Source organism: Homoserinibacter sp. GY 40078, assembly GCF_008017545.1.
Lineage (GTDB): Bacteria > Actinomycetota > Actinomycetes > Actinomycetales > Microbacteriaceae > Homoserinibacter.
The window spans coordinates 81,761-100,257 of record NZ_VRTZ01000003.1 but is presented as its reverse complement, the minus strand read 5'-3'; the positions used below and the strand labels follow the sequence as shown (position 1 = coordinate 100,257).

The 18,497-nt window shown below is 69.2% G+C and carries 18 protein-coding genes and 1 tRNA gene; 5 read left to right on the top strand and 14 right to left on the bottom strand.

All coding sequences use genetic code 11. The features are described from left to right. The 4 genes from FVQ89_RS13750 to FVQ89_RS13735 are packed head-to-tail and all read right to left on the bottom strand — an operon-like array spanning position 1 to position 4,262. Complete coding sequence (locus tag FVQ89_RS13750; protein ID WP_147902562.1) at positions 1–789, bottom strand: 3-oxoacyl-ACP reductase; 789 nt, start codon at positions 787–789, stop codon at positions 1–3. After that, a complete protein-coding gene (locus FVQ89_RS13745) occupies positions 786–2,153 on the bottom strand; it encodes an aldehyde dehydrogenase (RefSeq protein ID WP_147902561.1) in 1,368 nt (455 codons plus the stop codon). Before FVQ89_RS13745 ends, FVQ89_RS13750 begins: the two co-directional genes overlap by 4 nt. Beyond that, entirely contained in the window at positions 2,150–2,911 is a 762-nt protein-coding gene (locus FVQ89_RS13740) for a gamma-glutamyl-gamma-aminobutyrate hydrolase family protein (protein ID WP_255513630.1), read from the bottom strand. Before FVQ89_RS13740 ends, FVQ89_RS13745 begins: the two co-directional genes overlap by 4 nt. Beyond that, positions 2,898–4,262 (bottom strand): glutamine synthetase family protein, encoded by a 1,365-nt coding sequence (locus FVQ89_RS13735; protein ID WP_147902560.1) that lies wholly within the window; start codon positions 4,260–4,262, stop codon positions 2,898–2,900. Before FVQ89_RS13735 ends, FVQ89_RS13740 begins: the two co-directional genes overlap by 14 nt. Before the next feature lie 191 nt (positions 4,263–4,453). Between FVQ89_RS13735 and FVQ89_RS13730 the strand changes: the two genes are divergently transcribed. After that, positions 4,454–6,007: an amino acid permease gene (locus FVQ89_RS13730; protein WP_147902559.1), complete on the top strand. Its 1,554-nt coding sequence runs from the start codon at positions 4,454–4,456 to the stop codon at positions 6,005–6,007. A gap of 53 nt (positions 6,008–6,060) precedes the next feature. Here FVQ89_RS13730 and FVQ89_RS13725 read toward each other — a convergent pair whose 3' ends face one another. From FVQ89_RS13725 to FVQ89_RS13715, 3 genes are all read right to left on the bottom strand, one after another. Next, positions 6,061–6,858: a hypothetical protein gene (locus FVQ89_RS13725; protein WP_147902558.1), complete on the bottom strand. Its 798-nt coding sequence runs from the start codon at positions 6,856–6,858 to the stop codon at positions 6,061–6,063. Between the two features lie 91 nt (positions 6,859–6,949). After that, entirely contained in the window at positions 6,950–8,266 is a 1,317-nt protein-coding gene (locus FVQ89_RS13720; protein ID WP_147902557.1) for an FAD-binding oxidoreductase, read from the bottom strand. A gap of 135 nt (positions 8,267–8,401) precedes the next feature. Further along, a tRNA-Lys gene (locus FVQ89_RS13715) sits at positions 8,402–8,474 on the bottom strand. 47 nt (positions 8,475–8,521) lie between these two features. Between FVQ89_RS13715 and bcp the strand changes: the two genes are divergently transcribed. Beyond that, complete coding sequence (bcp, locus tag FVQ89_RS13710; protein WP_147902556.1) at positions 8,522–9,013, top strand: thioredoxin-dependent thiol peroxidase; 492 nt, start codon at positions 8,522–8,524, stop codon at positions 9,011–9,013. A 25-nt stretch (positions 9,014–9,038) separates the two neighbouring features. On the opposite strand, the gene FVQ89_RS13705 is transcribed toward bcp, so the two are convergent. Next, complete coding sequence (locus FVQ89_RS13705) at positions 9,039–9,440, bottom strand: hypothetical protein (protein ID WP_147902555.1); 402 nt, start codon at positions 9,438–9,440, stop codon at positions 9,039–9,041. 201 nt (positions 9,441–9,641) lie between these two features. On the opposite strand from FVQ89_RS13705, the gene FVQ89_RS13700 reads away from it, so the two are divergent. Continuing rightward, on the top strand, positions 9,642–9,890 hold the full coding sequence (locus FVQ89_RS13700) for a WhiB family transcriptional regulator (RefSeq protein WP_147902554.1): 249 nt from the start codon (positions 9,642–9,644) through the stop codon (positions 9,888–9,890). Between the two features lie 52 nt (positions 9,891–9,942). Here FVQ89_RS13700 and FVQ89_RS13695 read toward each other — a convergent pair whose 3' ends face one another. The 3 genes from FVQ89_RS13695 to FVQ89_RS13685 are packed head-to-tail and all read right to left on the bottom strand — an operon-like array spanning position 9,943 to position 13,343. Then, the gene (locus FVQ89_RS13695; protein ID WP_147902553.1) at positions 9,943–11,439 is read right to left on the bottom strand and encodes a sensor histidine kinase; all 1,497 of its coding nucleotides are present in this window, start codon (positions 11,437–11,439) and stop codon (positions 9,943–9,945) included. 4 nt (positions 11,440–11,443) lie between these two features. Then, entirely contained in the window at positions 11,444–12,721 is a 1,278-nt protein-coding gene (locus FVQ89_RS13690) for a regulator (RefSeq protein ID WP_187265049.1), read from the bottom strand. A gap of 1 nt (position 12,722) precedes the next feature. After that, positions 12,723–13,343: a hypothetical protein gene (locus tag FVQ89_RS13685; protein ID WP_147902551.1), complete on the bottom strand. Its 621-nt coding sequence runs from the start codon at positions 13,341–13,343 to the stop codon at positions 12,723–12,725. Positions 13,344–13,465: 122 nt separating this feature from the next. Between FVQ89_RS13685 and FVQ89_RS13680 the strand changes: the two genes are divergently transcribed. Further along, the gene (locus tag FVQ89_RS13680; RefSeq protein WP_147902550.1) at positions 13,466–13,741 is read left to right on the top strand and encodes a helix-turn-helix domain-containing protein; all 276 of its coding nucleotides are present in this window, start codon (positions 13,466–13,468) and stop codon (positions 13,739–13,741) included. A 6-nt stretch (positions 13,742–13,747) separates the two neighbouring features. Here the strand turns inward: FVQ89_RS13680 and FVQ89_RS13675 are convergent, their stop codons facing one another. After that, complete coding sequence (locus FVQ89_RS13675; protein WP_147902549.1) at positions 13,748–14,281, bottom strand: hypothetical protein; 534 nt, start codon at positions 14,279–14,281, stop codon at positions 13,748–13,750. 153 nt (positions 14,282–14,434) lie between these two features. Here FVQ89_RS13675 and FVQ89_RS13670 point away from each other — a divergent pair, with 153 nt between their 5' ends. Further along, the gene (locus FVQ89_RS13670) at positions 14,435–14,881 is read left to right on the top strand and encodes an Rv3235 family protein (protein ID WP_222706103.1); all 447 of its coding nucleotides are present in this window, start codon (positions 14,435–14,437) and stop codon (positions 14,879–14,881) included. Positions 14,882–14,909: 28 nt separating this feature from the next. On the opposite strand, the gene secA is transcribed toward FVQ89_RS13670, so the two are convergent. Both secA and hpf read right to left on the bottom strand, forming a co-directional pair. Then, positions 14,910–17,720: a preprotein translocase subunit SecA gene (gene secA, locus FVQ89_RS13665; protein ID WP_147902548.1), complete on the bottom strand. Its 2,811-nt coding sequence runs from the start codon at positions 17,718–17,720 to the stop codon at positions 14,910–14,912. Positions 17,721–17,826: 106 nt separating this feature from the next. Further along, a complete protein-coding gene (gene hpf / locus FVQ89_RS13660; RefSeq protein ID WP_147902547.1) occupies positions 17,827–18,486 on the bottom strand; it encodes a ribosome hibernation-promoting factor, HPF/YfiA family in 660 nt (219 codons plus the stop codon). Between the last annotated feature and the right edge of the window lie 11 nt (positions 18,487–18,497).

Below are 18,497 nucleotides of genomic sequence, written 5' to 3'. Positions count from 1 at the left end.
TCACAAGGGTGTCACGTAGGCGGATGAGATGCCGCCGTCCACGAGGAATGTGGACGCGGTGATGAAGCTCGCGTCGTCGCTCGCGAGGAACGCGACGGCGGCGGCGAGCTCCTCCGGCTCCGCGAAGCGCCCCACCGGCACGTGGATGAGGCGGCGCGCGGCGCGTTCCGGATCCTTCGCGAAGAGCTCCTTCAGCAGCGGCGTGTTGACAGGGCCCGGGCAGAGCGCGTTCACCCGGATGCCCTGGCGAGCGAACTGCACCCCGAGCTCGCGCGTCATGGCGAGTACGCCGCCCTTCGACGCCGTGTACGAGATTTGCGAGGTCGCCGATCCGAGCACCGCGACGAACGAGGCCGTGTTGATGATCGATCCGCGCCCGGCGGGCACCATGTGACGCAGCGCCGCGCGGGAGCAGAGGTAGACGCTCGTGAGGTTGACCCGCTGCACGCGGTCCCAGGCGTCGAGATCTGTCGTCTCGATCGAGTCGTCGTCGGCCGGTGAGATCCCGGCGTTGTTGAAGGCGATATCGACCCCGCCGAAGCGCTCCGCCGCCGTGTCGAACAGGGCGTCGACCTGCTCGCGGTCGGAGACGTCGACCGGCACGAACAGCCCGTCGACCTCCTCCGCCGCGGCACGCCCGGTCTCCGGATCGAGATCGCCGATCACCACGCGCGCGCCCTCCGCCGCGAAACGGCGGGCGGTCGCGAGACCGATGCCGCTCGCCCCTCCCGTGATGACGGCGACGCGGTCGGCGAGACGCCGGGTGAGGTCGACGGGGGCGACGGTCATGAGAGCTCCTGACTGGCGAAGAACACGTTCTTGGTCTCGGTGAAGGCGAGGGGGGCATCCGGGCCGAGCTCGCGTCCGAGTCCCGACTGCTTCATCCCGCCGAACGGGGTCGTGTAGCGCACCGACGAGTGCGAGTTGACGCTCAGCGTCCCCGAGCGCACCCCGCGGGCGACGCGGATGGCGCGGGCGAGATCACGGGTCCAGATCGAACCGGAAAGGCCGTAGACGGAGTCGTTGGCGAGGGTCACCGCATCCGCCTCGTCGTCGAACGGAAGCACCGTCACGACCGGCCCGAAGACCTCCTCGGTCGCGATGCGGTCGTGGCGGTCGGCGCGCACGACCGTCGGCGCGAACCAGAAGCCCGGCCCGTCGGGCGCGGATCCCCGGAAGGCGATCTCAACGCCGTCGTCGAGGAATGAGGCGACCTGATCGCGATGCGCAGCCGAGACGAGCGGGCCCATCTGGGTGTCGTCGGCCGAGGGGTCGCCCACCCGGAACGCGGCGACCGCGGGCTCGAGCAGCTCGAGGAAGCGGTCGAGCACCGAACGCTCGACGAGCAGACGGCTGCGCGCGCAGCAGTCCTGGCCCGCGTTGTCGAACACCGAGCCCGGCACGGATGCGGCGGCCGCCTCGAGGTCCGCGTCGGCGAACACGACGTTCGCGCTCTTGCCCCCGAGCTCGAGGGTGGAGGGCTTGAGCATGGCGGCGCACCCGGCGGCGACCCGCCGGCCGACCTCGGTCGACCCGGTGAAGACGACCTTGCCGATTCCCGGATGGGTCACGAAGCGCTCCCCCACGACCGATCCACGGCCGGGCAGAACCTGGAACAGCCCCTCCGGCAGCCCCGAGGCGAGGGCGAGCTCGCCGAGGCGGATCGCGGTGAGCGGTGTCCAGTCGGCGGGCTTCAGGAGCACGGCGTTGCCTGCCGCGAGCGCCGGCGCGAACCCCCACGAGGCGATCGTCATCGGGAAGTTCCACGGCACGATCACCCCGACTACGCCGATCGGCTCGTGGAAGGTCAGGTCGATGCCACCCGCCACGGGAATCTGCGCCCCGATGAGGCGCTCCGGCGCACCCGAGTAGTAGTGCAGCACGTCGCGGACGTGGCCGGCTTCCCAGCGGGCGGAGGCGATGGGATGCCCCGAGTTACGCACCTCGAGGTGCGCGAGCTCGTCGATGTGCTCCCCCACGACATCCGCGAATCTCCGCAACGCGGCGGCACGGTCGGCGGGCGGGAGCGCCGCCCAGCGGCGCCCCGCGAGCCGCGCCCGTTCGACCGCCTCGTCGACCGCCTCGAGACTCGTGTGCTCGACGGAGCCGATGATCTCCTCGGTCGAGGGGTCGAGGAGCGTCGTGGCGCTCATCGCGCGCCCTCCATCCGCGCGGCCCGGTGGGCACGCGCGGCGTCCACGAGTCCGGCGAACAGTCGCGCATCCTCCTCGGCGTCCTCCTCGGGGTGCCACTGCACCCCCACGCCGAAGGGCACGCCCGGCAGTTCGACTGCCTGCACGGTGCCGTCGTCGGTGCGGGCGGTCGCGACGAGCCCCGCGCCGAGGTCGTCGACGCCCTGGTGGTGGTAGCTCTTGACCGCGATCGAGGTGTCGGGGATCAGCTCGGCGAGCCGGGTGCCCGGGTCGATGCCCACCTCGTTGACGGTGAACACGCCGCCGCCCGCGTTGTAACGGGTCGACCCGATCCGATCGGGCAGGTGCTGCACGAGGGTTCCGCCGAGGTGCACGTTGAGCAGCTGCATGCCCCGGCAGATGCCGAGGAACGGCAGCCCGCGCTCGATCGCGCCGCCGAGCAGTGCGTCCTCCCACGCGTCGCGGTCGCGACGGGGGATGTCGGTCGTCGGATGCGGAACCTGGCCGTAGCGGGCGGGGTCGACGTCCTTGCCGCCCGTGATGATCAGGCCGTCGAGGCCGTCGAGCACCCGATCCGCCGTGCCCGGGCCGAGCGGCTGGGGCGGCAGCAGCACCGCGATGCCGCCCGCTCGCGTGACCGAGCCGATATAGACCTGCGGCAGGAACGACGCCATCACATCCCACACGCCCTGCTGCGCCTGCTCCAGGTAGGTGGTGAGGCCGATGATCGGAGCCTCGTCGTACTCAGAAGCGCTCAAAGCCGCGCACCCTCTCCCAGTCGGTCACGGCGGCGTCGAAGGCGGTGAGCTCGACACGCGCGTTGTTGAGGTAGTGGTCGACGACGTCGTCGCCGAACGCCGTGCGCGCCACCGCCGAGTCGGCGAATAGCTCCGCCGCCTCCCGCAGCGTCGACGGAACCCGCGTCGCATCGGAGGTGTAGGCATTGCCCGCGAGCAGCGGCGGGAGTTCGAGTTCGTTCTCGATCCCGTAGAGCCCGCCCGCGATGATCGCCGCGACCGCGAGGTAGGGGTTCACGTCTCCCCCGGGCACCCGGTTCTCGACGCGCAACGACGCCCCATGGCCCACGACGCGCAGTGCGCAGGTGCGATTGTCGATCCCCCACGCGATCGCCGTCGGCGCGAAGCTGCCCTCGGCGTAGCGCTTGTAGGAGTTGATGTTCGGGGCGAACATGAGCGTGAGCTCGCGCATGGTGTGGAGGATCCCGGCGATCCAGTGCTCCATGAGCGGCGAGAACCCGTGCTCGCCGTCACCCGCCATCACGGCGGCGCCGTCGGCGTCGCGCACCGAGAGGTGGATGTGGCACGAGTTGCCCTCGCGCTCGTTGAACTTCGCCATGAAGGTGAGCGCCTTGCCGTGGGCGTCCGCGATCTCCTTCGCGCCGTTCTTGTAGATGGTGTGGTTGTCGCAGGTGGCGAGCGCCTCGGTGTACCGGAACGCGATCTCCTGCTGGCCGAGATTGCACTCGCCCTTCACGCCCTCGCAGTACATCCCGGCGCCCTCCATGCCGAGGCGGATGTCGCGCAGCAGCGGCTCCATGCGGGTGGAGGCGAGCAGGGCGTAGTCGATGTTGTAGTCGGATGCGGGGGTGAGCTCGCGGTACCCCTTCGCCCACGCCTCGCGGTAGGTGTCGTCGAAGACGATGAACTCCAGCTCGGTTCCGACGAACGCCGTGAGCCCGCGCTCTGCGAGACGCTCCAGCTGCGCCTTCAACACCTCCCGCGGGCTCTGAACGATGGGGGTCGCGTCGAGGTTCTGCAGATCGGCCATCACGAGAGCGGTGCCGGGCAACCACGGAAGGAGACGCAGCGTGTCGAAATCCGGGTGCAGCACCATGTCGCCGTAGCCGGTCTGCCAGTTCGAGAGGCGGTAGCCGTCGACGGTATTCATCTCGACGTCGACCGCGATGAGGTAGTTGCAGGCCTCCGCGCCGTGCTCGGCGACCTCGTCGAGGAAGAGCCGCGCCGATACGCGCTTGCCGACGAGCCTGCCCTGCATGTCGGGGAAGGCGACGATCACGGTGTCGATCGCACCGTCGTGGATGAGGCCCTCGAGGGCCGCGAGCTCGAGGTTGCCGGAGCGCACCGCCATGTCTCTCCCGTCATCGTGTCGGTCGTAGAACCGACCATTACACCCTAGGCATCCTCGCGCACTCATGAGTAGCCGTCATGCATTGTTTACATTCAAAGGTAGACATCAGGTACCAATGAACGCCATTCTTTCCCCCAAGCGTGGACGCCGGAGTCCGGGTGTGTCCACTCCCCCACTGTGGAAGGACCGTCATGGCAGACAAGACTGTGGCCGGCGTCAGCTACACCGCCGCCGGCGCGGATTACTTCGAGAAGCGCAAACTCAAGCGGAGCGCCGGGATCTGGGGCCTATGGGGTCTCGGGATCGCGGCGGTCATCTCAGGCGACTTCTCAGGGTGGAACGTGGGGCTCGGCACCACGGGTTGGGGCGCGATGCTCCTCGGGACGCTCATCATCACGGTGATGTTCTTCACGATGATCTTCTCGATCGGCGAGATGTCGGCCGCGATGCCGCACACCGGTGGCGCCTACTCCTTCTCGCGCGCGGCGATGGGTCCGTGGGGCGGATTCGTGACGGGGCTGGCTGAGACGATCGAGTACGTCGTGACGACCGCGGTGGTCGTCTGGTTCTCGGGCGTCTACGCCGACTCGGCGCTTTCGACGCTCACGGACGTCTCGCTACCGGCGCCCGTCTGGTGGGCGATCCTGTATCTCCTCTTCATCGGACTGAACGCGGCGGGCGCGTCGATCGGCTTCCGCTTCGCGCTGGTCGTCGCGATCATCTCGCTCGGCGTCATCGCGTTCTTCGCGATCTCGGCGATCGCGACGGGGTCGGTGGACTTCTCCCGCCTGCTCGACATCGCACCGACAGAGGGCAACAGCGACTTCCTGCCATTCGGAGGCATCGGCATCCTGTTCGCGTTGCCGTTCGCCATCTGGTTCTTCTTGGGCATCGAGGAGCTGCCGCTCGCGGCGGAGGAATCCCACACGCCCGCGAGGGATATCCCGAAGGCGAGCGTCTGGGGAGTCGTGACGCTCACCGCGACCGCACTGCTCGTGCTCTTCCTGAACCCGGCCGTGACCGGCACGGAGGCGATCACCGTGTCGCCCGGCGACGGCGACGAGCCTCTTCTCGCGGGGTTCCGTGCGTTCCTGCCTGAGAGCCTCGCGGCGGTGCTCGCACTGTTCGCACTGATCGGTCTGCTCGCCTCATTGCAGGGCATCATGTTCGCCTACGGCCGCAACATGTACTCCCTGTCGCGCGCCGGGTACTACCCGAAGTTCCTCTCGCTCACCAGCCAGAAGCAGCAGACGCCGTGGGTGTCGCTCTTGGTCGGAGGGGTCATCGGATATCTGATCCTCACCTTGGTGCTGGTCGTGCTGCCCGCGGTGAACCCGGACGCCGCCGCATCGGCATCCGGGGTGATCCTCTTCATCGCCGTTTTCGGCGCGGTCATCTCGTACATGATGCAGATGGTCTCGTTCGTGATCCTGCGGCGGAAGTTCCCGAACGCGAACCGGCCGTGGAAGTCGCCGACGGGGGTCGCGGGAGCGGTGGTGGCGTTCGTGATCGCGTTCGCGGCGTTCCTCGGGATCCTGCTGAACGGGGTGTTCCAGACGGCGGTGATCACGTTCCTTATCGTGTTTGTCGTCGGCATCCTGCTGTTCGCGCTCGTCGGACGCAATCGACTCGTGCTGTCGCCGGAGGAGGAGTACGCGCTCTCCGGCGGGTTGCACGGCGACCCCCAGGCGGAAGGGTACGACGCCATGGAGGGCGAGGTGTTCGGGTCCGAGCCGAAGCCCTGAACACCTGAACGACGCGGAACCCGCCCCATCCGTACGGGGCGGGTTCCGTGCTGTCAGGCGCCTGACGCGGCGGCCGTAGTGTCGAGTTCCGCGAGTACCTCGGCGCCCCGGGGGATCCACCAGTCCTGGATCTCGCCGATCGCCGAAGCGGGGAGCAGACCGGATGCAGTGTCGACGATCTGCGCCTCGGCGCCGCCGTCGTCGAGGGTGCGGAGAGATTCGATGAGGTACACCGTCTCGTCGACCCGGAACGCGACGCGGTGCGGCTCGTCACCCTCGTACACGGCGGCGCGCGGCACGCCGCGCACCTCCTCGTCGACCGAGTCGACGCATGCGGCGACCATCGCGAGGATCCGGCTCTCGGCGGCGAGGGCCTCGGATTCGTAGCGCCATGCCGACATCCGGTACGTGAACCACTCCCCACCGGACGCGTAGCCGGTGACAAGCTCGGTCACGGTGCCCACACTGCCGCGCGCGAACTCGCTCCTGGTGACCCCGTCGCGAGGGGACCCGAGGAGGATCTCGGCGATCTCGTCGCCGGGGCCCTTCACCACAGGGCACGGCTGCGACCGCACCTGCACCTGCGGCACGTCCACGCATCCCTCACCCCGAGGGATCGCCACCTCCCACTGGGTGTGTTCGATCCCGACGTCGCGCACGGGGAGACTCTCGTTGAGATCCCACACCCGCAGCTCCGGGTAGCTCACCGGGCCGAGGCAGTTCTCGGGCCCGGATCGCGCGGAGTTGCTCGGCTGCTCTGGCTCCGGTGTGGTCGTGGCCGTGCACCCCGCGAGGGCAATGCTCGCGAGCACGGCCGCGGATGCGCTACGCCACAGTCGGTTGCATGCCATGGGGCCTCCCGGTTGCCTCAAACAGCCATTCGGCTACACATCATGATCATAGGGCACACGGATGAATCGCTCGGCTCATCCTCCGGGCACCTCAGACGATGTTGTGGTTCCTCGTCAGCAGGTTCTCGGGATCGAACTCGCGCTTCACGGCGCGAAGCCGCTCGAGCGTCGCCGGTGGGTAGAGCAGCGGCAGCAGTGCAGGGTCCGCCGCCTCGACGAAGTTGCCGTAGGTGGCGGAGATCCGTGTGCGAACCCGTTCCCACGGCGCGGCGGCTGCGGCAGCCAGCTCGTCCGGAGCATCCGCCGGGAGCATCACGAGGCGGAAGATCATGGCCTCCTTGTCGCGAACCGCGAACGCGGTGGCGCCGGCGGGAACCCGTCCGAACGCCCCGCCAAGATAGCGGATCGACGCCACCGTCGGAGCCTCAAAACCCGCCACGGCCGCGACGTAATCGGCGATGAGGTCGTCGTCGAGATCCACGAGCCCGTGCCCGCCGACCATGCGGACGGGAGGCGGCGTCATCGCCGGATTCACCAGGTCGAGATACGGGCGGCGCGCGATGTCGTCGCCCAATACCCCCGGCAGCTCCAGCAGCGGCGCGATCGCTGCTCGTCCCGCCGCCTCGTCGTCGCCCGCGTAGCAGACGATGATCTGCGCGCTCGGCGGGACCCCGGGCCCCATCGCGGGGAGGGACAGGAAGGTAGCCGAGAGCTCGTCAGGCGCCTGGCGCATCGCATCGCGCCAGGCGGTGAGCGCAGCGGCCAGGTCGGACGGGTCGAGCCGGATGGTCCCGCCGACGATCGCCGCCAGTCGGGTGGGCCGGATCGCGAACCGGGTGACGATGCCGAAATTGCCCCCTCCCCCGCGAAGCGCCCAGAAGAGCTCGGGCTCGACGGTGGCCGATGCGCGGATGCTGCGGCCGTCGAGCGTGACGAGCTCCACCGCCTCGAGATTGTCGATCGTGAGCCCGACCGCCCGCACGAGCCAGCCCATCCCCCCGCCGAGCGTGAGGCCCCCGACCCCGACATCGCGGGTGTCGCCGGAGGTGATGACGAGGCCGTGCGGGGCGAGAGCCTCGGCGACCTCACCCCACGTGGCGGCGGTGCCGATGCGCACGGTGCCGTCGTCCAGCAGCTCAATGTCGTCGAAGGCGGCCATGTCGATCACAAGCCCCCCGGGATTCGGGAACGCACGCGCGCCGTGACCGCCGCTGCGCACCGAGATCGGCAGCCCGCGCTCGCGGGCGAGGGCGAGCGCGGCGACGATCTGAGCGTCGGTCGCGGGTCGGGCGATCACGGCCGGATCGCCGACGCCCGAGTAGCGCGGACGCGCCGCCTCGAACGCCGGATCTCCCGGGTTCAGAAGCTCGAGATCGTCGGATCGGGGGTGAGTCAGGGCGTCGCTCATGGTGGTGGCCTCCCGTCAGATGTGGACAGCGTACACACGGGGTCCGACGCGAAGAAGAGGCGAATTCTCACAGCTCGCAACTCACCGAGAGGCATGGAAAAAGCCCCACGACTGGCGAGAGTCGCGGGGCTTCCGTACACCCCCCGGGACTTGAACCCGGAACCCACTGATTAAGAGTCAGTTGCTCTGCCAATTGAGCTAGAGGTGCATGGTTCGAACAAGCGAACCGAACGACAACGATAGCATGACCGGAGCATGAGCTCATCCGCCCCCGCACCCATCCGACTGTCCGAGGGCGAGACCGCGCCCGACTTCACGCTGCCGGATCAGAATGGCGATCCGGTCACGCTGTCGCAGCTGCGGGGCGGCAAGGTGATCCTCTACTTCTACGGCGAGGCCGGCACCCCCGCCTGCACCGGCCAGGCGTGCGACTTCCGCGACCGGCTCGAGGCGTTCACCGCCGAGGGGTACCGCGTCGTCGGCGTCTCGCGCGACGAGGTCGCGCCGATCGCGAAGATGGCGGCGGAGGAGCATTTGACGTTCCCCCTGCTGTCGGATGCCGACCGTCGTGTGCACGAGCTGTATGGCACGTTCGGCGAGAAGCAGCTCTACGGGCGAACCGTGCAGGGTGTCATCCGCGCCACGTTCGTGATCGACGAGGCGGGCGTGATCGAGCGCGCCTTCTACAACATCAAGGCGACGGGGCACGTCGCGATGCTCCGCAAGCGGCTCGGCCTCACCGCCTGAGCAGACCGTCAGCCTGCCGCTCCCGTCAGTCGCCGGCGGCGCGCGCCTGAGTCGCCCGCACGACGGATGGCGCGAACAGTACGGCGAAGGTCAGCACCGACACGATCACGATCGGCCAACCCCACGCCGGTTGAGCGAAGGTGCCCTGCAGAGCGCCCAGCCCGATCGCGAACTGCAGCACCTGCCAGACGATCGCCGATGCCCTCACCCACGCCTGCCCGCGCAGCAGCCCCACCACGGTGACCGCCATCCAGGCGGCCGCAAGGAGCACGAGCGCGGTCAGCGCGAGAGCTGTCGCGAGGGAGGTCGGTTCGAGCGTGACGAGGTCGATCACGAGCACGATCGTGACGATCGAGACCGCCGCCAGCTCGACCGCGAGGAGGCTCACGAGCAGCCAGAACAAGGGCGGACGAGGCCTGCTTCTCACAGCGATATCCCATTCAGAACTATTGATTAGGCGTAACAAGTATGAAACAGTGAATCTCGGTTGATGTGACGCTCACAGCGCGGTGAGTTCGTCCGAAACGACACTCCCCCCATCCGATTCGGACCCCTCTCAGCCATGCGCTCACGCAGCAATGCGGTGTGCGTACAGCGTCTACAGCAACACGAAACGGAGCACCTCACCATGGACTGGCGCGACAAGTCCGCCTGCCTCACCGTCGACCCGGAGCTCTTCTTCCCGGTCGGGAACACGGGTCCCGCCGTCGACCAGATCGAGAAGGCGAAGACCGTGTGCGGTCGGTGCACCGTGTCTGAGCAGTGCCTCCAGTACGCCCTCGAGACCAACCAGGACTCGGGCGTGTGGGGTGGCCTCAGCGAGGACGAGCGCCGCGCCCTCAAGCGTCGCGCCGCCCGCGCCCGCCGCGCCTCCTGATCCCCGGCGTCACGTCTGAGCCGCCGCAGGGCACCCCGACTCTGCGAACGCCTCACACCCGCTGCGTGAGATAGAGCAGCGGCACCTGGATCGTCACTTCGGTGCCCTCACCCTCGAGGGTGTGCCAGTCGATCGTGCCGCCCAGTTCGCCCTGGATGAGGGTGCGGACGATCTGCGTGCCGAGCCCCGATCCCACCTTCCCTTCGGGAAGGCCACTGCCGTTGTCGCGGACACGCACCGAGAGGGTGTTGTTCTTACGCTTCGCGGAGATCACGACCTCGCCGTCGCGCTCGGCGAGCCCGTGCTCCACGGCGTTCGTCACGAGCTCCGTGAGGGCGAGCGCGAGCGGCGTCGCGTACTCCGAGGGGAGCGTTCCGAACGAGCCGGTCTTGCGGGGGCGCACCGTGGTGTTGTGACTTGAGGCCACCTCGGCGACGAGCAGCAGCACCCGGTCGAAGACGTCGTCGAAGTCGACGTTCTGACTGAGCCCTTCCGAGAGGGTGTCGTGCACGACCGCGATCGCGGCGACCCGGCGCATGGCCTGGGTGAGCGCTTCGCGTGCGACGTCGTTGTGGGTGCGGCGGCTCTGGATGCGCAGCAGTGAGGCGACGGTCTGCAGGTTGTTCTTCACCCGGTGGTGGATCTCGCGGATCGTGGCGTCCTTGGTGATGAGCTCCTGCTCCTGGTGACGCACCTCGGTGACGTCGCGGATGAGCACGATCGCGCCCACCCGTTCACCGCGGTGGCGCAACGGGATCGCACGAAGAGTCACGGTGACGCCGCGTGCCTCGATGTCGGTGCGCCACGGCGCCCGGCCGGTGACCACGAGCGGCAGGGACTCGTCGACGGTGAGCTTGCCCGAGAGCAGGTCGGTCGCGACCTCGGCGAGCGACTCGCTTTCGAGCTCGCCGGCGAACCCCATCCTGTTGAAGGCCGAGAGCGCGTTGGGGCTCGCGAAGGTGACCATGCCGTCGACGTCGAGCCGGATGAGGCCGTCGGATGCGCGGGGCGCGCCACGGCGCGGCAGGGTCGGTGCGCCGAGGTCGGGGAAGTCGCCGTGGGAGATCATGCCGAACAGGTCGTCGGCGCACTGGTTGAAAGTGAGCTCTTGCCGGCTCGGCGTGCGTGCCTCGGAGAGGTTGGAGTGCCGGGTCAGCACGGCGATCGGAGTGGTGGTGGTGCGGGCGTCGCTCGGTGAGAGGCGGCGGAGCACGGGTACGGCCCGCACGCGCGTGGGGGTCTCTTCGTACCAGTCGGGGGCTGAGGTGTCGACGATGCGCACTTCGTCGAATGCGCGGGTCACCTGCGCCCGCCACTCGGGCCGCACCTCCTGGCCGACGAAGTCGCGGTAGAAGATGGTCGCCGCCGACGAGGGGCGCGAGTGCGCCACCGCGACGAAGCTGCCGGAGTCGGTGGGCACCCACAGCACGATGTCGGCGAAGGCGAGGTCGGCGAGGAGCTGGCCGTCGGCCACCAAGAGGTGCAGCCAGTCGACGTCGGCTTCCGTGGCGCGGCCTTGGGCCAGCATGAGCTCGGAGAGCGTGGACACCCACCTAGGCTAACCGCCGCCGACCCCGTCGCCGTCCGCCGGGCGCAGCCTGCGGGTCCGGGGCCAGCTCCGCGGCGATCGCCCGGATCGCCTGGCGCGCCGGTGAGCGTGGTGCCACCTCCGGCAGCGGCAGACCCTCACGGAGGGCGGCGTCGCACGCGGACGGGTCCCACGGGATCAGCTGGCACCTCTCCACTCCCGAGAGCCGCGCGAGGGTGCGTCGCACCTGCGCCCCCGCATCCGATCCGATCACGCTCGCCCTGACCTTGTTGGCGACGACGACCCTCCGCTCTCGGGGCACGATGTCGCTCAGCTCGGCGAGCCCGCGAACGAGACGCGCGATCCCGATCGGGTCCGCGGCGCCGACGACCACCACGCGGTCGGCGAGCGCGAGCACTTCGAGCGCCGTTCCGTCGCGGAGCGGGCCGTCGGGCACCGCCGGATGCGGGTCGTCGTCCCCACGCTCGATGCTCGCCGCGACGTCCACCACGAGCACGTCGCACACCGCGCGGATCGCCTCGACGACGCCGCGCACACGCTCGGGGCCGAGCTCGGGCCATCGTGATGCCCGCGAGATCCCGGTGAGCACGCGGAACGGACGGCGCATGGCCGGGTGCGGGCGACCGAGCCGGTCGAGTTGGGCAGCATCGAGGCTGCCGAGGCCCGCGAGACGGCAGGCTGCGGCGAATCCGGGCGCCTCGTCGAGCAGCCCGAGGGCGGGAGCGAGGGACGCCGCGTGCGTATCCGCATCGGCGAGAATCACCCTCCGACCCCCGGCGGCGAACTCTGCGGCGAGCGCGATCGCGATGGTGGTTCGGCCCGGGGCGCCATGGGTGCCCCAGACGGCAACCATGAGGCACCCGCGCGACGGCGTCGTGAGCGGTTCGGCGGCATCCGGCGGGCGCCGATCTGGCGGGCGTACGTCGCGGTGCACGAGCGCGCGGGCCTCCGGCGCAGCGGCCACACGGCTCGCCGCGAGCAGATCCCACGATGGCGGACCGTCGACCGCATCGATGATCCCCAGCACCTCTGCGAAGCGGCGGGCGTCGGGATCATCGGCGACCACGACGAGTCGGACGCCCAGCAGATCGGTGGCCTCGATGAGCTCGGCAGTGAGGAGTCCGCGCGTCGCCGCGACCAGCGCCACGTCTGCGCCAACCTCGGCGAGACGTACGGCGAGATCCGGGCCGCCGCCTGACGCGACGATCTCGTGCCCGTGATACTCCGCTGTCTCGGTCAGCGCCTGTGCGTCGTGCGCCGCGAGCGCCAGCGCTACGCGCATCTCAGCCGCCGATCGGGATGCCGACGGGTACGAGCGCCAGCAGCTCGCCATCGGCGCGCGCCTGAAGCACGCGCGCGACGCGGTCATGCGGCACCAGAACCTCCACCCAGACCCCCGACGAGGTGGACACGAGACCGGTGCCGTCGCGCACGCGCATGACGACGGCCTCCGGAACGATCACGACGGGCTCACCCACCGAATCGCCGCCGTGACTCGCTCGCGAGGCCCAGACCTCGACGGTGCGCGCTTCACGGATCTGCGACGCGAGCGGATCGGCGACCTCGAGCACGACGGCTGTGGTGTCGATTCCCGACGGGTCGCCGAGCGCCGAACGCGGCACGAACTCACCCGGCTCCACGGGACGCAGTACGACCGCACCACCCTCGGGCAGGCTGCCGGGCGTGAGGTATCGCTCCCCGGCCTGACCGACCGCCACAGGCCGCTCTCGCAGGTCTTCCACGCGCACCCGCTCCCCCGGTACGAGCGCGTGCGCCGCGACGTAGACCGCCTCGCGATCGTCGAGGGAGGTCACCAGGCCGACCACGCCCGCGGTGGACGCCCCGACGAGAAGGAGCCCGAGGATGAGGCGCGGATCGGCGATGCGGCGGCGAGCACGGGTCACGGAGGTTCCTTACGTTCGGGGATCGGCATATCGTGTCGCGGCACAGCGCGGTCTCGCAGTGGTTCTCCACAGGGCCCTGCGACTCTCCCTCGCCATCTGGCAGCAGCGTTCATAATCAGGGCATGTCCACGGCAGCCGACCCCTCCGAGCTGGGCCGGTTCCTCTCCTTGGCTGACGTTGCCGAGCTGCTTGATCTCGAGGTCGCCGAAGTCCACGCGCTCGTGCGCTCCGGTGAACTCGAGGGGATCCGCGTCCGCGGGTCGTGGCGCATCGAGCAGGCCGCCATCGAGCGCTTCGTCGAGTTCAAACACGAGGAGGCACGTCGCATGCGTCTGTGGCGGCAGGCGCAGTTCACGGATCTTCCGGAGCTCTTCACGCGCGCCCCGAGGATCGACTGAGACCGCTCAGCAGCGGATGCAGCGGATCGCGGCAAAGGGCACGAGACGCGAGCGCACCCGCTCGTCTCCGCCTTCCCGCAATTCGAGATGGTCGCGACCCACGCGCACGACCCGCCCTCCCACCGCGCCGCTCGCGAGCATCACCTCGAGACGCTCGCCACGACGCGCCAGATCGCGGAGCACCGCGGTGAGGGACGCGCGGCTCGCCGACGCCCCGAGTCCCGGTCCCGCGGCCGGTCCCGGCGAGTCGGACACGATGACGGAGGCGACGGCGCACAGCGGGATGACGAGAGCGACCCGATCCGCGGCCCCCGCCACCCAGTCCTCACCGGCCGAGGCGAGGCGGAGCTCGAGCGCCTCTCCGCCGTGCAGCACGACCCGCACCTCCCTGTGCGCGCCAGCGAGAGTGGCGAGTCGATCTCGCAATGGTTCCGCCGCTGCGCGGTGGAGTTCCTCCTCCCCCAAGACGGCGCGGTCGTCGGCGGCCTCCGCGTGGGCGAGCTGCCCCTCGAGATCGGCGAACAGCAGGTCCCATCGCATGGGCTGACGCTAATCGGGCCGCTCACCACGGGCGCCGGGTTCTCCACAGTCGACGGGCCCGGTTCGACACCGACGACGAGCGTGTGCGAGTGTGATCAGACGCCCCCCATTCGGGGGTAGACAGAGCGTTTGCACCGCGAGGAGACAGCACTCATGCGAGGACACGATCACCTCGTCATCGACGGAGCCACGGCCCGGCGCCTCCCGGCGCAGATCGCCGACGAGGAGCTGTTCGGTCGCCAGCCGTCCGCCACCTGCGAGCTCCCCGATCCTCGCCCGCTGCTCGAGAACCTCACGCGATGCGTCATCGAGATCATCGCCGGGGCGCGCGATCTGGAGCAGATCGCCCGCTGGCTCGACGACGAGGTCTACACCTCACTCCTCAAGCGCGTCGTGCTCTCCGCGCAGGCGCGCCAGGCCACGGGCCGTGCACCGCGGCGCCCCGCCTTCTCGGTGGGCGAGCCTTTCGTGTGCGAGCCGCGCGACGGTGTGGTCGAGGCGGCGGTCGTCGTGAGCGGGCGCGCACGAGCGCGGGCCGTCGCCATCCGTCTCGAAGGATTCGACCGCCGCTGGCGCGCCACCGCGATCCACGTGCTGTGATCGCGGCGCCGCGAGCGACGAATCGGGGTCAGCGCCCCTTGCGCTCCTGAGCCCGGCGCTGCGCGCGGTTCTGCGGAGCCTGCTGCCCCGCATCACCCTCGACCCGCTGACCGAACGCACCGCGCTGGCCGCCGTCTTGCCCCTGCTGCGGCTGCTGAGCCGCCGGAGCCTGACGTGCGGCCACCTGCTGGGCGCGAGCCGTCGCGGCTCGCTCCACCTGGCCGCGTTGGTTGCGCACCTCGACACCGCCGCTCGCGTCGTCGCTCGGAGCCGAGTACGACAGACCCTGCTGAGGCTGCGTCGACGAGAGCCCCTTCGCTGCGACACGAGCCTGACCGTCGGCGCCCGTCACCTCGACTTCGAGGTTGAACAGGAACCCGACCGACTCCTCGCGGATCGCGCCCATCATGTTCTGGTACAGCGCATAGCCCTCGCGCTGGTACTCGACGAGCGGGTCGCGCTGCGCCATCGCGCGTAGGCCGATGCCGTCCTTCAGGTAATCCATCTCGTAGAGGTGATCGCGCCAGCGGCGGTCGATCACGCTCAGCACCACGCGACGCTCCAGCTCGCGCATCGCCTGCGAGCCAAGCTGCTCCTCCCGGTGCTCATACGCGATCCGCGCATCCGAGAGCACCTCGTCCTTGAGCGACTTCGCCCGAAGGCTGCCGCGCGAGCCCACCTCGCTCAGCACCTCGTCGACCGTGATCGACACGGGGTAGAGGGTCTTGAGCTCGGTCCAGAGTGCGTCGAGATCCCAGTCGTCCGAGGGCCCGTCGGCGGTGTGCTGGTCGACGACGTCCTCCACGACGCCGTCCAGGAACTTCTGCACGCGCTCGCCCAGGTCGTCACCCTCGAGGATGTGACGACGGTCGGAGTAGATCGCCTCGCGCTGACGGTTCAGCACGTCGTCGTACTTGAGCACGTTCTTGCGGATCTCGGCGTTGCGCTGCTCGACCTGCGTCTGAGCGGAACGGATCGCCCGCGACACCGCCTTCGACTCGATGGGAAGGTCATCCGGCGCTCCACGCATGAGCATCTCGGCCGCGCCGGTGTTGAACAGGCGCATGAGGTCGTCCTGCAGCGAGAGGTAGAAGCGGCTCTCGCCGGGATCGCCCTGACGTCCGGAGCGACCGCGCAGCTGGTTGTCGATGCGGCGCGACTCGTGGCGCTCGGTGCCGAGCACGTAGAGGCCGCCGGCCTCCCGCACCTTCTCGGCCTCGACCTCGACCTCGTCCTTGACGCCGGCGAACACCGCGTCCCACTCCTGCTCGTACTCGTCGGGAGTGTCGACTGGGCTGAGACCGCGGTTGTTCATGTTGGCGACGGCGATGAACTCGGCGTTGCCGCCGAGCATGATGTCGGTACCGCGACCGGCCATGTTGGTGGCGACGGTCACAGCGCCGAGGCGCCCGGCCTGCGCGATGATCGCAGCCTCACGCGCGTGGTTCTTCGCGTTCAGCACCTCGTGCTTGACTCCGCGCTTGGCGAGCATCCGCGACAGGTGCTCGCTCTTCTCGACGCTCGTTGTGCCGACGAGCACCGGCTGGCCGATACGGTGCCGCTCGACGATGTCTTCGACGACCTGCTCGAACTTGACCGACTCGTTCTTGTAGATGAGGTCGGACTGGTCTTTGCGGACCATCGGCCGGTTCGTGGGGATCGGAACGACGCCGAGCTTGTAGGTCGACATGAACTCGGCCGCCTCGGTCTCGGCGGTACCGGTCATGCCCGAGAGCTTCTGGTACAGGCGGAAGTAGTTCTGCAGCGTCACGGTCGCGAGCGTCTGGTTCTCGGCCTTGATCTGCACCCCCTCCTTCGCCTCGATCGCCTGGTGGATGCCCTCGTTGTAGCGGCGCCCCACGAGGATGCGGCCCGTGTGCTCATCGACGATGAGCACCTCGCCGTTCATCACGACGTAGTCCTTGTCACGCTTGAAGAGCGCGCGGGCCTTGATCGAGTTGTTGAGGAAGGAGATGAGCGGCGTGTTCGCCGACTCGTAGAGGTTGTCGATGCCGAGGTAGTCCTCGACCTTCGCGATGCCGGGCTCGAGCACGCCGACGGTGCGCTTCTTCTCGTCGACCTCGTAGTCCTCGCCCTCGACGAGACGCCGTGCGATGTTCGCGAACTCGCCGAACCACCGGTTGGCCTCCCCCGACGACGGGCCGGAGATGATGAGCGGAGTACGGGCCTCGTCGATGAGGATCGAGTCGACCTCGTCGACGATCGCGAAGAAGTGGCCGCGCTGCACCATGTCGGATGCTTGCCAGGCCATGTTGTCGCGCAGGTAGTCGAATCCGAACTCGTTGTTCGTGCCGTACGTGATGTCGGCCGCGTATTGCTCCCGGCGCTCGGCGGGCGACTGCCCGGCGAGGATGCAGCCGGTCGTCATGCCGAGGGCCCGGAACACGCGCCCCATGAGCTCGGACTGGTAGCTCGCGAGATAGTCGTTGACCGTGACCACGTGCACCCCGCGGGCGGCGATCGCGTTGAGGTACGCGGCAGTCGTGGCGACGAGGGTCTTACCCTCACCGGTCTTCATCTCGGCGATGTTGCCGAGGTGGAGCGCCGCGCCACCCATGATCTGCACGTCGAAGTGACGCAGGCCGAGCGTGCGCTTCGAGGCCTCGCGGACCGCCGCGAACGCCTCGGGCAGCAGGTCGTCGAGAGTCTCGCCGTTGGCGTACCGCTCGCGGAACTCGACGGTCTCGCCGCGCAGCTCCTCATCGCTCAGCTCGGTGAAGGCGTCCTCGAGGGCGTTGACCGCCTCCGCATACGCCTTCAGCCGCCTGAGGGTACGCCCCTCGCCGACGCGCAGGACCTTCTCGACAACGTTCGCCACGGATGGCCTCCAGTCTGGGCTTCCAGGCGCGCGAAAGCGCCCTTTGACCGGACCAGCCTAGTCGTGACGGCCCTGAGTGCGCGCTGGAGAGGGGCTGAACCCTCTCCTAGCGCGAGGCCGCCAGCGCGAGCTCCTGCTGCTCGAGTCCGATCACGCCGTAGTCCCAGCCCTTCCGTCGATAGACGACGCTCGGACGATCCGTCCGCGCGTCGATGAAGAGGAAGAAGTCGTGCCCGACGAGTTCCATGCGGTCGACCGCCTCCTCGGCGGTCATCAGCTCGGCGGGGAACACCTTCTCGCGGATGACGACGGGGCTCCACTCCTCGTCCTCGGAGGAGGTCACGACGTCGATCGCCCCCGTCGAGACCTTCTCGATCACATCGACGGGTGCGGCGTGCAGTCCGACGGCGCTGAAGCCATCCGCCGTGGCCTCGCGCAGCGAGGTGGGCCGACGCTGGCCGCGGTGCACCTTGCGGCGGTCCTTCGCCTGGCGGATGCGCTCCACCAGCTTGTCGAACGCCACGTCGAACGCCGCGTACTTGTCCGACGCACCCGCCTCCGCGCGCACGATGGGCCCAGGCCCCACGAGGGTCAGCTCCACGCGGTCATCGCCGCTCGATCCCTTGGTCTCGTGGTGCCGGCAGACCTTCACCTCGAGGGCGAGGACGCGGGGCGCGAGGTGCTCGATCTTCTCGGACTTCTCGGTGACGTAATCCTCGAACCGATCCGGGATCCGAACATTCCGTCCGCTGATGGTGACATCCATGGTGACCTCCC